Consider the following 13,345-nt stretch of genomic DNA (forward strand, 5'->3'; position numbering starts at 1 on the left):
AAACAGATAAAAACGGTATAGTACCGCTTTATTATAACCAAATCCTTTGCAGTTCTTGCCATTGGCTGGCGAAAGTTGAAGTTGGTTTTGTTTTGAAATCACTACGGACAAACTGGTTCATCTTGCCTTCTACATGTGCTAAAAATAGGTTAGCAAGTGCAGCTTCGTCACTATTAAAGGTTTTACCCTCTCGGAGCTTTCTTTCTCTCAGCACCTGCTTAAACTGTGTCTCAAGTTTTTCAAATAGGCTCTGAACGCGTTCTCTTAGACGTTCTTGCTCACCTTGCAGGGCGTCGCCCGTAAGAATGCGTGTGATACCTGGGTTTTTTTCTGAGAAGGTGAGTAATAAAGCGAGAATGTTATAAATACGGCTTTGCGTATCTTTTTCATTCTCTAAAATTAAGTTAATACGAGAAAGTAGCGTGTCTTCAATAAATTCAATGAGCCCTTCAAACATGCGTGCCTTGCTCGGAAAGTGGCGATATAGGGCTGCTTCAGAGACACCGACTTCAGCGGCTAGCTTTGCGGTGGTGATTCTTTGACCTGGGCTAGTTTCAAGCATTTGCGCAAGAGATTGTAGAATTTGCTCTTTGCGATTACTGCGTTTAGTCGCTGGCATGAACTTTCCTTTAATAATTATCGTTATTCTGGTCTGTATGGTGTATTTTTATTAGGTCCATACTGAGTAAGGACCTATGTTAATGTTTTATTCAGCTTCTTTCCAGCCTTTTAACAACAACTCAATCAAGTTTACTTGCAATTGCTTTGACGACAGTGAGTGCTAACTCCTTTTTGCCAGAAGTCGGCAAAGAAATTTGCTCATCATGCCAAAATAACGTTAAAGCATTGTTATCTGAGTTAAAGCCTAGTCCCGCTTGTGATACATCATTAGCACAAATCATATCGAGTTTTTTGTTTTTTAATTTACCTAAGGCGTACTGTTCAACATTTTGTGTTTCTGCTGCAAAGCCAACTGTATAGGGGCGATTTCGAGTGAGTGAAGCAACCTCTGCAATAATGTCTGGGTTTTTAACCAGTGTTAAGGTCATCTCATCGCCTTGTTTCTTTATTTTCTGTTCAGCAATATCGGCAGCGCGATAGTCTGCGACGGCAGCACAACCAATAAAAATGTCAGATTCGGTAGCAAGGCGGAGCGCTTCGTCACGCATCTCGACGGCACTGTTTACATGGCTGAGATTGATGCCGTTTGGTGCATTGATTTTTACTGGGCCGGAAATTAAATTAACGGTTGCACCTAGCTTTTTTGCAGCTTCTGCAAGTCCATAACCCATTTTCCCGGAGCTATGATTACTGATAAAACGAACAGGGTCCAAAGCTTCTCGTGTTGGGCCAGCCGTGATGGTAACGACTTTTCCTAATAAAGGTTGTACCGATGGTTTGAGTGCAGATGTGCAGAATTCAACGAGCTCATTGGGCTCAAGCATTCGACCTTTTCCGATATCACCGCAAGCTTGTTCGCCTTGTCCAGGTCCCCATATTGCCATTCCGTCACTGGCTAATGTTTTGAGATTACGCTGTGTGGCTGGGTGGGCAAACATTTGTTGGTTCATAGCTGGTGCAATCGCGACTTTAGCCGGTGTTGCTAGTATCAACGTCGTGAGTAGGTCATCTGCAATGCCTGTTGCCATTTTAGCAATAATATTACTCGTCGCAGGTGCAATAAGTATTAAATCTGCCCATTTGGCAAATTCTATATGACCCATAGCGGCTTCGGCGCTCGGGTCGAGGAGAGAATCAGATACAGGTTCTCCAGATACGGCTTGCATTGTGAGTGGAGTGATAAAATGTTTGGCAGAGTCAGTCATTACCACTTTGACTTCACACTGTTGATCTTTTAATCGTCTCACTAATTCAGCACATTTATAGGCTGCAATACCGCCACTTATTCCTACAACTATTTTTTTGCCAGATAGGTTCATCTTCACAATTCTCACGACTCAAACTGCCTCTAAGATATCATAGCCATAGGTCAGTTTTGAAATATTGACTGTGACACAAACTATAAATTGCGCCGTGACTCGTATTAATGAGCGGTTTTTTTATCACAATACATGGTAAATAAGAAAACACCGCTGGCTTTTGCTTAAAACAAGGAGTGAATATGCAATTGAGTGCATTACCAGAACAATCTAGACCAAGAGAAAAGTTGCTGGCATTAGGGCCTAGCTCTCTCAGTGATGCCGAGTTATTAGCGATTTTTCTGCGTACGGGTGTAAGTGGCATGAATGCCATTGAATTGGCTGAATCATTACTTACGCAACGAGGTTCATTACAACGCTTGTTTAATAGCACGCAACATGATTTCGTGCAATTAAAGGGGGTAGGTGACGCAAAATATGTGCAATTTCAAGCTGTACTAGAATTATGTAAGCGCTACTTAAAAGAAGGCTGCCATCGAGAAGTATACTTTGGTAATCCACAGCGTGTTTATGACTATTTGAGCATTCAGTTAAAGGGCCTAGAGCACGAAGTTTTTATGGCACTTTATCTCGATAGCCAAAATCAACTGATTAAAGATGAGGTGTTATTTAGCGGAACAATCAATGCTGCATCCGTTTATCCGAGGGAAGTTATCAAAGCTGCATTAAAATACAATGCCGCAGGGATTATTTTTGCTCATAATCACCCATCCGGTGTGAGTGAACCGAGTTATGCGGATAAAGTTTTGACTGAGAAGTTACAAAAAGCGCTAGCACTTATAGATATCAAAGTGTTAGATCATATCATTGTCGCGGGTAATCGATGTGCCTCATTCGCTAAAATGGGCTTGCTTTGAGCTTTTTATCGACACTTTTTGGTCCGCAAGCCTTTATTGTGCTTAAAAATTATAAAATAGTTTAATTTAAATGCAGTTTTTACTTTCCACATGGCCCGATGATCATTATAATTGGCCGCTATCAAATTTACCCATGAGCTGAATAGGATATCATCAGATCCTTGATCTCTGCCTGCTGATGCTGTATAAAGAGCGCCCTTTGATTTTACCCGGGGCACACCAGTGTAAGGCCTAAGGGGAAATTAAGCTCGAGCGAAGTTATTGGAGATACATAGACATGTCTAAAGTCTGTCAAGTTACAGGTAAGCGCCCGGTTGTTGGTAACAACCGTTCACACGCGCGCAACGCAACTAAGCGTCGTTTCCTACCTAACCTACAAACACACCGTTTCTGGGTTGAAAGCGAAAAGCGTTTCGTTACTCTACGCACTACTACTAAAGGTATGCGTATTATCGATAAAAAAGGCATCGACGCGGTATTAGTAGATATCCGTGCTCGCGGCGAAAAAGTATAAGGAGCTTAAATCATGCGTGATAAGATCCGTTTAGTTTCAACTGCTGGTACTGGTTATTTCTACACTACCGACAAGAACAAGCGTAACATGCCTGAAAAAATGGAGATCAAAAAGTACGATCCTAAAGTACGTAAGCACGTGATCTTCAAAGAAGCGAAAATCAAATAATTTCGCTTTTCGGATTGAAAAAACCCAGCTTAGTGCTGGGTTTTTTATTGCTTAGTTTCTTTTAGATTCACATCAAGTTTCCCTTTAAATCAATTTCAAGGCGCTTTTTGGGTTAATACCAAATTGCCTTTTAAAACTGCGACTAAAATGTGCTGAGTCAGAAAAACCTGCGTTTACAGCGGCCTCAGTAATACTTTTTTGTTGTTGTAAATATTCAACCGCGCAAATAATTCGCTTCCATATCAAATAAGGCCGCCAAGCTATCCCTATTTGTGCTCGAAATAAGTGAAGAAATCGACTTTCCGAAAGGTGCAGTTGACTGGCCACCTTATTTGCTCGCCAGTGAGAAGCTTCCATATTTATCCCATTCTTAAAGTTATTATCAAGCAGCTCTAATAACGCTGATATACGTGGGTCTAGGTTCGCATTGTTCGCAGGGTAATTCAGCTTCAGGGACGAGATAAGCGTTTCTAATGGAGTATCTCTTTCTAATTTTGGAGCCTCTTCTAGAGCTTGTGGGTGGCATGCTTGGTAACTATTCTGAAGTTGTTGACCGATATCAGAGAATGGCTCTATGAGTATTATCCAGCCTTCATCCATGGTGAGTTTATGTGAAAAATTACTCGGGATAATGTGTGGCCCCGTCAACAAATCGTCTTTGTACAAGAGGGTACAATTACCATTTGGTAAGGTGAGTTGGATTTGATGATGCTGATGTGACTTGGTATCGATGATACGTGTGTATGCGGCGAAAATACCAGGATGAATATACATAAACAATAAAGCCGGGATACTTCCCAGCTTTTCAATTTACGCTTAAGCGAATGCGTCTTGTAGCGGCGGTACTACTTGTTTTTTACGACTTAGTACACCGTCAAGCCATACACGGCTTTGCTCAGGAGCTTCACCATAAGCTTTTTCGATGATGCCTTCATCGTCAGAAGCGATCAGCATTTGTGAACCTTCTTTCATAATATCTGTAAGAAGCAATAATACTGAATGGCGGCCACCTTCTTCTTTCAGCTTTGCAATGTCAGCTTCAAGGTCGGCTTTAATTTCATCGAATACTGATAGGTCGATAACTTCCAACTGACCGATACCAACTAGGTTGCCGTTCATATTGAAGTCTTTGAAGTCACGCATTACGAGATCACGTGCTGGTGTACCTTCAACAGCAGATTTTACTTTAAACATTTCCATACCAAATGCTTTGTAGTCTTTAATACCAGCAATTTCAGCCAGTACTTCAACGCATTTAATATCTGCTGTCGTACAAGTTGGAGACTTGAAGATCACAGTATCAGACAGAATCGCACCTAGCATTAATCCAGCGATATCTTTAGGGATCTCAACACTGTAGAAATCGTACATCATCTTGATAATAGTATTACTACAGCCTACTGGGCGGATCCAACACTCAAGTGGTGTAGAAGTCGTTAAGTCACCCAATTTGTGGTGGTCTACAACACCAACAACAGTAGCTTCATCAATGTCATCTGGTGCTTGAGTTTTTTCAGTATGGTCAACAATATATACGTCTTCGCCTGCATAGCTCATTTTTAGCTCTGGCGCTTCAAAGCCAAAACGATCCAGAATAAATTGTGTTTCAGGTGATATATTACCTAGACGGGTTGGGATTGCCTCTTCGCCGATTTGGTTTTTAAGATAAGAAAGTGCAATTGCACCACAAATTGAATCTGAATCTGGGATTTTATGACCCACTACATACATTGCCATTGACGGACTCCTCAAAATTTTGCCGCCTAGTTTAGCAAAAATTAAGCACATTAATACAGTAACAAAGCGGTATTTTGGATCTTAACAAATAGTCTTATAAGTTTGGATACTGCTATAAAACGTAGGGTTTTTGTAGCTTGAAGCTGTGGTCGTGCCCTGAGTAAGGTATAGTAGGGTGATCTAAAATGCAAAAAAGTCAGTATCATTGGAGCCTGTATGGGGTTGAGCAGAAAAGCATGGAATAATGTGGTGATATTTTCCATGCTCATTATGATCTTTTTCTTGAATGGACTACATCACAAACTGAATCCTCCAGAGGAGGAGCTGGGCAGTGTACTGGTGCTTCCAGAGCAAAGTTTTGTGCTGGCGCTAGCATATCCTGGCGTTAAAATTGAGCGTATTGGCACATCGTGGCGTATAGAGTCAGAGTTGCCAAGTGATAGCCGGAAGATCTATACCGAGCAAGAGCTAGTTTCAATTGTTAGGCTTTGGCAAAATAGTGAATTAAAGATGATAAGCCCTCCTCAGGTGAATGCTGAGCAAGCAGTTTCAGTTGCGACATTTTGGTTAGCAGCGGAAGAGCTGCCGCTCAGTTATCAGCTGTACCAAGTAAATGGCGAATATGTTTTATTTGCCAAGCGCAGTCATCGCTGGTTGCAATTAACTCCGCAGCAAGCTCGGCAATTATTTAATCCGATAGAAGTGTAATTATGCCTGAATTACCAGAAGTCGAAGTAAGTCGACAGGGGATTGAGCCCCACATTAAGCAAAAAGTGGTTACTGAAGTACGTATACATAATGGCAGTTTACGTTGGCCTGTGCCTGATGATGTGCAACTCTTATCTGGTAAAAAGATTGATGCGGTGCATCGAAGAGCGAAGTATCTTTTATTAGAGAGCAAAGTTGGATCCGCTATTCTACATTTGGGTATGTCGGGAAATCTGCGCGTGGTTGAAAAGTCAGAACCTTTAAAAAAGCATGATCACGTAGAGATTATCTTCGATAACGGACTCGCATTGCGGTTGAATGACCCACGCCGATTTGGGGCTTTCTTGTGGCAAGCACCCGATGAACAGCATGCTGTTTTTGCCAAACTTGGCCCAGAACCTTTGACAGATGAGTTTGATGCTAAGCATCTCTATGACCATAGCCGAGGAAAAAAAGTTGCGGTTAAGCAATTTATTATGGACAACCATGTCGTGGTCGGTGTCGGCAATATATACGCAAATGAATCCTTGTTCAAAGCGGGTATTCACCCAAAACGCGAGGCGGGTAAAATTTCTTTGGCACGCTACCAAAAGCTCACTCCAATTATAAAGGACACTTTAGCGGCTGCAATTTTACAAGGTGGTACGACACTTAAAGACTTTGCTCAAAGCGACGGTAAGCCGGGATATTTTGCTCAAGAGCTTATGGTTTATGGGCGTAAAGGTGAGCCCTGTGTCCAATGTGGTACTCAACTTCAAGAAATACGCTTAGGCCAACGCAGTACCATATTTTGCACAAAGTGCCAGCGTTGACCTTTGGCCAATTAGGCTTGACTGATGGGCTGTTTAACTTGTTGTGAGCGATAACAAAGCTGCGACAAGATGTCAGTCATTTGCTCAATGCGTAACTCAAAACTCGATTTAAGTGCACGTTCGTTGGCCGTGTGATCACCATCACCATATGGACCAAACCCATCAAGCGTAGGCGTGCCTGTTGAAGCTGCGGTGTTTGCATCAGAAACACCACCACGATGTTCGATTGGTTGCTCTTTGCCAAGGATCTGATTAATGGTATTGAGTAGGTTTTGTTGTGCATCACTGGGCGCCATAACTGTGCGTTGCAAGCCCCCTTGAATATTCACGTTAACCCCGGTAATTTCTATTGCCATGCAGATATTTTCAATCCCTTCTAGCAACCGCTGTTGCTCTGCTTGATTGGTAAAACGCGCTTCAACTTGCATGGTTGCTTTACCTGAAATCGTATTGGCACCTATACCTCCTTGTACTTTACCCACGTTTACCGTGCTGCCCCTTTTAAAGTCGGTCAATGATGTTATTTCAAGTAGCATATTGGCCATGGCAAAATTGGCATCAATGCCATCTCTGTAGTGATTACCTGCGTGTGCAGGCTTACCGGATACTGTAATGTGGTAAGTGGCGATCCCTTTTCTGGCTACGACGAGTTGATGGTCTTTTCCGGCTGCCTCAAATACAAAGCAGGCATCGTATTGTTTGGCAATTTTCTGAGTTAACGATTGACTATCGTCACTGCCGATCTCCTCGTCGCTAACGAGCAACCAATCGACATTAGCCAACTGACCAAACTGCTTTTTCAGATTTCTCAACACGTTAAGTACAACCCAATTTCCTCCCTTCATGTCACATACACCAGGCCCGTAAACATAAGATTCATCTTCATGAAATTCTGTAAATGTGCCTTTGGGGAAAACCGTATCTAAGTGCCCCAGTAGAAGGATCCGCTTGCCGCCTGTGCGCGCTGACCGAAACAAAAGGTGATCGCCAATATGCTCGCGCTGATATCGTGTGAGTGAGTATCCTAGTGGCTCAATTAATGCGATCATTTGTTCGCCATGTTGATCCACCCCTTCTTTGTTCTTACTGTGCGAGTTACAGCGTATTAAGTCTGCTAATTCTGCATAGTCCAGATTCATTCCAATCTTCTCCCTGCTAAGGTTTGGCCACATCGTGGCGTTTTTCGGTTGCAGTTCAGTGAAGCTTTTATGAACAGTTTTGAGATCGTTCAAAGGATCAAAATACTGTCACACAGATGTTCTTAACTGTTGTGGCAGTTCAAAAATCAAGCACCTAATTTAGAACCAAGGAGAATTCTATGACAGCCGTATCGCAGGCGCCTCATGTTGGTATTTGGATGTACGAAAATGGCGGAGGAAAAGAAATTGAACAACAAATGGTGCACGCGCTTGCTGAGCGCGGGATCTTAGCCAGTACAGGCCTAAACTTACGTGATGCCAGAGCCCGCGACGGTGGGATCGAATGTAATGGGGTAGCGATGGAGCGGCTAGACGCTTTTTTGAGCTATAACGCCGGTCAGCAAACCCAGTACCAGTTGTACCTATACGAAACCTTGAATGAAACCATTCCAACTCTAAATAACTACCGTGCATTTGCATTGGCGGAAGATAAGTTTCGTACTGCCCATTTACTCAATAGTCATGGGATCTGCACGCCCGATTATCGCTTGTGTCACAAAAATGATATGGCAGGGTTGAGAGCCGCACTTCAAGATTTTGGAGGCAAGCTTGTTTACAAACCAACGGATGGTTGGGGTGGCGTTGGCATTGTAAAAATTGAAGGCGAGCAAGCGTTAGATATGATTATGCCATTTTTGAGTCGCACGGATCTGCGCTACTTTTACGTTGAACGCTTTATCAATTACGACAACACTGACTTTCGTGTAGATGTGGTCGACGGCGAATTTGTAGGATGCTATGGCAGAAAGGCGCCAAAGGATGACTGGAAAACCAATGTGACAAGCGGTGGGACCGTTTTTGTTCGTGAAGCAAATGACGAAGTGGTAGAGCTAGCATTGCGTGCAACGAAAACGTTAGGGCTAGAAATAGCGGGCGTTGATCTGATCTACGATCGCGAGCGTGAGCAATACGTCGTGCTAGAAGTGAATACAATTCCTGCTTTTGTAACGCCAGAGCAAGAACAATTGGGGATCATGTTCAATCACAAAAAGATCCAAGCGATGGTGAGTTTGATCGAAAAAACCGTCGCAAAGAAAACTTCATTTCAATCAGCCAAGGTGGCTTAGGTCTATGACAACTCAAACCAAACTACCCAAAATAGGGTTATTGTATCTCGATTATGTACTGCGTTTTTTTGATAAATCTAATTTTAAAGGTTGGCCTGATAAAATTGAAACTGTGGTTTATCACTGGGGTAATGATAAGGCGCGCTTTATTGCTGAGGTGAAAAGAAAAAAAATAGAAGTGCTGATAGGGAACATCCCTGCGACAGCATATGAAACATTTAGAGAAATAGCACGTGCATTGCCCAATGTACGCTTTTTGCCTTCTTTAGATAGTCAGTTTTCAAATAAGTCTAAAGAGAACGTGACCCACTTCTGTCGCAAATACAAATTGCCCGCTCCTCACACAGAAATTTTTTATATTCCAGAAAAAGCACGGCAGTATTTAGCCAAGGCGCAATATCCGAAAATCATTAAGCGTTCATATGGCCCGTCAAATTATGGCGGTTATTTTGTGCATAAAGTGGATAGTTTTGAAGAGGCCACTAGTTTACTTGGAGAGAAAAAATACTACCCAGTCTATGTGCAAGACTTTGTGCCTATGGAGGCAGATATTCGTGTAATGCTCATTGGTCATAAGCCGGTCTGTGCATTTTGGCGACGCCCTCCCGAAGGTGAGTGGCTAACGAACACCAGCCAAGGTGGTAGCATGGATTATCAGGCTGTGCCTAAGTCAGTGTTACAGCTTGCGACAGCAGCGTCAAAAGTGGCCAATGCTGAATACTGGGCATGTGATATTGCGTTGGGTAAAGATGGAAAATTACGCATCCTTGAGTGTGCTACTGCATTTGCTGCATTTCCTTATATCCGCGATTGGATAGGTCAATACCTTATGTGGCTATTGTCAGATGGCTATTTCAAAAAGCCCAATATTCCACTTTATAATTGGGAAGAGCTTGGCAAAATTGACTCTCGTATGCTGCGTACAATGCGCCACATTGGATTTTCAAGTTATACACCAAGCCAAGATGCCGGTGAGCTATTCAGTCAGCTTGATGAGCAGAGTTTCCCTATCCTTGATACCGCGCTCAAATCTGGTGAAGAGTGGCCAAGTGAAGTTTGGAATTTACAAGACAATTTTGTGCTCAATGCCAAGACCATGCCTGCTAAAGCATTACAACTCATCCCAGCAGGAGATGAGCAAGGTGTCGACTTAAATAGCTATCAAGCTCCTGTATTTGATGAAGCGCAGATCCGTATGATTTTGAGTGGAGTACGCGGTATTGGGGAAAAAATGCTCGACGATATTATGTCAACTTTTGGTGCCCATGGTGTTGTAGAAGCACTCAATACAGATCCTCAAAAGCTCTGTGCTGTGAAAAACCTTAAAGATAAAAAGCTTGAGAAAATAGTCGAACACTGGCAAAGCGCACATTGCGCATATCCGTTAGTCCCCTAAATACCTGTCAATCCAATTGGGCGACAGCTTGACAGTTGTCGCCAAGACAAAACTGAGAGTTAACCAGCATGAAAATTCAATACGCTTCATACCAAGATACAATTGATGCGCTGCAATGCGCTATGAATGAACATCCGCATTTAATTCGTTTGCAAAGCATTGGAGAAACTTGGGAAGGGCGACCGATCATGTTGGTAACGGTTTCACTAGATGTCACTTACGCGGATGACAAACCTGCACTCTTGTACACGGGTTCAATCCATGCGAGAGAGTGGATTGGCAATGAACTTGCGCTTAAGTTTATTCAGTATGTAATTGATAACTATCGTTTTAATCCTAAGTTACAAACGGCTTTAACAAGAAATACGCTGTATATGGTACCTTGCTTAAATCCTGATGGGTTTGAATACTCGCGAAATCATTTTTCTTTTTGGCGCAAGAACCGTCGCAATAACGGAGACGGCACGTTTGGCGTCGACTTGAACCGTAATTTTGACGCTAAATTTATGCGTAATCAAAATCCGGGCTCTAATACATATGGCGGTCCACACGCATTTTCTGAGCCTGAAACTTGTGCGATTAGAGATTTTGTAGAAGCTCACGAAAATATTCGTATTGCACTAGATTACCACTCGCAAGGAAATGTATTTTTTCCAGCCCATAAGTTTAATCATGAAGTTGAGATCGAGGGCACAGACTTAAATATTTTATGTGCGAATATGAATTATGAAATTAAAAAAGTCACGGGCAGGCAATATGGGATCCATCGCGGTAAACCGCCAGCGCAACTGATCCATGGCAGTGGACGAGAGTATTACTATCGTAAAGGTATTATTGCAACCGTGGTTGAAGTGGGGACGCGCAATATTCCAGATTATATGAAGAATATGTCTGAGAGTGTCGCTGAAAATATACCTGCAGTATTACATGCGCTCAGTGAAGCTATTAACTACTCACCGCTTGCGCCGCCTAGAGTATCTGAGTTCACGATTAAATCGGTGGATCACGATGGCGTTGAACTAGAGTGGCAATATGCGGATAGGGATGATATTTACTTTGAGCTGTATCGCAGTGAAAACAATAAAAGCCCATGTGGTGAAGAAAGCCTGATTGCAATAACAAAGTCATTATCTTTTAGGGATTCCCAATTAACCAGTGGGCAGAGCTACTTCTACAATATTCGCGCGGTGGACAAAGTAACTAAAATTAAATCACCATTTAGTCCAGAGCTTAGATTGAAGACGCATTTAGCACGACATCAAAGTGCGCGCACACTTTTCCCATCAAAAGAGCTGGTAGGTTACTTATCTGAAAACTATTTGAGTAAAAATAAAGAGCACTTTGGTTATAACTCAATGTTTATTGGCGTTGATAAAAAACGTGGTATTAGCTTGGGGGTTGTGCAGTTTGATTTGAGTATCTTGCCGAGTGGCTCTCATATCGAGCGTGCTGAATTCTTCTTGTACCCAATGAATCGCGTAGCGGCCAAGATAGAGAAGTATGGTGAATGGTCAGTTGCGATTTTAGATGCGGAAAGCATCTCTGATATATATGACTTTAAGGAGGTGAGTGAGGCGAAGCCTTTACATACGTTAGGGCAGACATTTGAGTCAGACAAAATGACGCAAGGGATCTGGATGAAGTGGTCGTTTAACGGAGTAGAGCGGGAACTTCTAACAGAATTAATCACAAAAAACTCGCTGTTATTACGCCTGCAGGGACCAAAAACGTTACCGCTTGGTAATGATTCACAGGTCATGCAATTCGATATCGGCTATGGGTCATTTGGCAGTGGTTTGCATTATCGACCTAATTTAGAGTTGGTTTATCAAGTATCCGAACAGTTACTGACGCTAAGTCCTACCAGGTGCAACACCATCTTTAAAGAGCGAGTCGTACCGGATAGGCTCGCATCTGGTTTCGATGACGCGGGTGAGATAGTTTATGGTCAAATGGCGTTCGAACTGAATGTGGATTTACCTGTTGAAAAAACAGTATTTACGCATGCATGCCTTACTCTGCGCAGTTGTAATAGTATTGCCAGTGCGAAAGATGTGCGCTTTACAATTGAATTAGTTGAGTTGCAGGATGTTGACTTTCAAGCTGTAAAACAAAGACAAAAAATTGAGTACATAGGTTATGAAGTGAGCAATGAACAGCTTAAAGAGCGGGGAGAGCATCATTTCATTTTCGATAGCTTCAGCTTGCAAGCGCTAGAGCGTCTACACCAAGCGCATACGCCGTTTTACTTTATTATTCGTGCTACGTCAGAATCACAAGCGACTAGTGCTTTGGTTAATTGGACAGCTTGCCAAGACCAACATCCAGCAGAATTGAAAATTGGCTATATCAATCGTCGTAAACACGCTTTGCAGCCACCGCAGGAGTTAGCTGCGCAGGTCGAATCTGGGGTTGTTAAACTCACGTGGCAAAATCCCACCGATGAAGATTTTGTTGGTTGCTTTGTCGTTCGCAATCGTTTTCACCCTCCACGTTCACCGTTCGATGGGGTTAAATTATATGGCGGTAAAGATGAGTATACTTTGGACAACTTCGGCAATCCTAACCTGAATAAGTACTATGCAGTTTTTAGCTATGATGATGTGCCCAACTACTCAGAACCCTCGATGCTATTTCATAAAGGAAAAGAAGAAAGTTAAGCATCCGTTCACTGTTATAGCGTGCTAATTATACCTAAATGATTAGCGCGTCATACTAACCTCAAAAAAGTGCAAAATTAATTAATTCATGGTGCTCCCTATTGGCGTGAAAATTAAGCTAACTTATTAATTTAATTATTTTTATGGTTTTTATTGATTTTAAATGGTAAGAATCCTTCCCCAACAACTTGCTACTTTTGGCGTCAGTTAGCAAATACATGTTCTTGCGGATGGGTGAGTCGTAACAGGTGATAAACCAGTTTCAAGCCACTCATATTTTTTATGTA

General features: G+C 42.4%; 13 protein-coding genes. 8 read left to right on the forward strand and 5 right to left on the reverse strand.

The features are described from left to right. Positions 1 to 31: 31 nt before the first annotated feature. The gene (gene slmA / locus N482_RS05830) at positions 32 to 619 is read right to left on the reverse strand and encodes a nucleoid occlusion factor SlmA (protein ID WP_063376164.1); all 588 of its coding nucleotides are present in this window, start codon (positions 617 to 619) and stop codon (positions 32 to 34) included. Positions 620 to 740: 121 nt separating this feature from the next. After that, positions 741 to 1,940, reverse strand: coding sequence for a bifunctional phosphopantothenoylcysteine decarboxylase/phosphopantothenate--cysteine ligase CoaBC (gene coaBC, locus N482_RS05835; protein WP_063376165.1), 1,200 nt, complete (start codon positions 1,938 to 1,940; stop codon positions 741 to 743). Between the two features lie 182 nt (positions 1,941 to 2,122). Between coaBC and radC the strand changes: the two genes are divergently transcribed. From radC to rpmG, 3 genes are all read left to right on the forward strand, one after another. Continuing rightward, a complete protein-coding gene (radC, locus tag N482_RS05840) occupies positions 2,123 to 2,797 on the forward strand; it encodes a RadC family protein (protein ID WP_063376166.1) in 675 nt (224 codons plus the stop codon). A gap of 277 nt (positions 2,798 to 3,074) precedes the next feature. Beyond that, the gene (rpmB, locus tag N482_RS05845; protein WP_023397288.1) at positions 3,075 to 3,311 is read left to right on the forward strand and encodes a 50S ribosomal protein L28; all 237 of its coding nucleotides are present in this window, start codon (positions 3,075 to 3,077) and stop codon (positions 3,309 to 3,311) included. Between the two features lie 12 nt (positions 3,312 to 3,323). Beyond that, positions 3,324 to 3,479: a 50S ribosomal protein L33 gene (gene rpmG, locus N482_RS05850; RefSeq protein ID WP_005493124.1), complete on the forward strand. Its 156-nt coding sequence runs from the start codon at positions 3,324 to 3,326 to the stop codon at positions 3,477 to 3,479. A gap of 84 nt (positions 3,480 to 3,563) precedes the next feature. Here rpmG and N482_RS05855 read toward each other — a convergent pair whose 3' ends face one another. Together N482_RS05855 and N482_RS05860 are read right to left on the reverse strand one after the other, a co-directional pair. Next, the gene (locus N482_RS05855; RefSeq protein WP_063376167.1) at positions 3,564 to 4,253 is read right to left on the reverse strand and encodes a helix-turn-helix transcriptional regulator; all 690 of its coding nucleotides are present in this window, start codon (positions 4,251 to 4,253) and stop codon (positions 3,564 to 3,566) included. A gap of 42 nt (positions 4,254 to 4,295) precedes the next feature. Continuing rightward, positions 4,296 to 5,216, reverse strand: coding sequence for a manganese-dependent inorganic pyrophosphatase (locus N482_RS05860; protein WP_063376168.1), 921 nt, complete (start codon positions 5,214 to 5,216; stop codon positions 4,296 to 4,298). A 216-nt stretch (positions 5,217 to 5,432) separates the two neighbouring features. Between N482_RS05860 and N482_RS05865 the strand changes: the two genes are divergently transcribed. Next, positions 5,433 to 5,924 carry a hypothetical protein gene (locus N482_RS05865; protein ID WP_063376169.1) on the forward strand — a complete coding sequence of 164 codons (492 nt, stop codon included), beginning with the start codon at positions 5,433 to 5,435 and terminating at the stop codon, positions 5,922 to 5,924. A 2-nt stretch (positions 5,925 to 5,926) separates the two neighbouring features. Continuing rightward, complete coding sequence (gene mutM / locus N482_RS05870; protein WP_063376170.1) at positions 5,927 to 6,736, forward strand: bifunctional DNA-formamidopyrimidine glycosylase/DNA-(apurinic or apyrimidinic site) lyase; 810 nt, start codon at positions 5,927 to 5,929, stop codon at positions 6,734 to 6,736. A gap of 11 nt (positions 6,737 to 6,747) precedes the next feature. Here the strand turns inward: mutM and N482_RS05875 are convergent, their stop codons facing one another. Then, on the reverse strand, positions 6,748 to 7,875 hold the full coding sequence (locus N482_RS05875) for a M20 family metallopeptidase (RefSeq protein ID WP_063376171.1): 1,128 nt from the start codon (positions 7,873 to 7,875) through the stop codon (positions 6,748 to 6,750). 179 nt (positions 7,876 to 8,054) lie between these two features. Here N482_RS05875 and N482_RS05880 point away from each other — a divergent pair, with 179 nt between their 5' ends. The 3 genes from N482_RS05880 to N482_RS05890 all read left to right on the forward strand — a co-directional run bounded on the left by N482_RS05880 (position 8,055) and on the right by N482_RS05890 (position 13,058). After that, positions 8,055 to 9,002: an ATP-grasp domain-containing protein gene (locus tag N482_RS05880; RefSeq protein WP_063376172.1), complete on the forward strand. Its 948-nt coding sequence runs from the start codon at positions 8,055 to 8,057 to the stop codon at positions 9,000 to 9,002. Between the two features lie 4 nt (positions 9,003 to 9,006). Continuing rightward, positions 9,007 to 10,398 carry an ATP-grasp domain-containing protein gene (locus N482_RS05885; RefSeq protein WP_063376173.1) on the forward strand — a complete coding sequence of 464 codons (1,392 nt, stop codon included), beginning with the start codon at positions 9,007 to 9,009 and terminating at the stop codon, positions 10,396 to 10,398. A gap of 68 nt (positions 10,399 to 10,466) precedes the next feature. After that, a complete protein-coding gene (locus N482_RS05890; protein ID WP_063376174.1) occupies positions 10,467 to 13,058 on the forward strand; it encodes a M14 family zinc carboxypeptidase in 2,592 nt (863 codons plus the stop codon). The last annotated feature ends 287 nt before the right edge of the window (positions 13,059 to 13,345 follow it).

It is taken from the genome of Pseudoalteromonas luteoviolacea NCIMB 1942 (assembly GCF_001625595.1).
GTDB classification, from domain to species: domain Bacteria; phylum Pseudomonadota; class Gammaproteobacteria; order Enterobacterales; family Alteromonadaceae; genus Pseudoalteromonas; species Pseudoalteromonas luteoviolacea_A.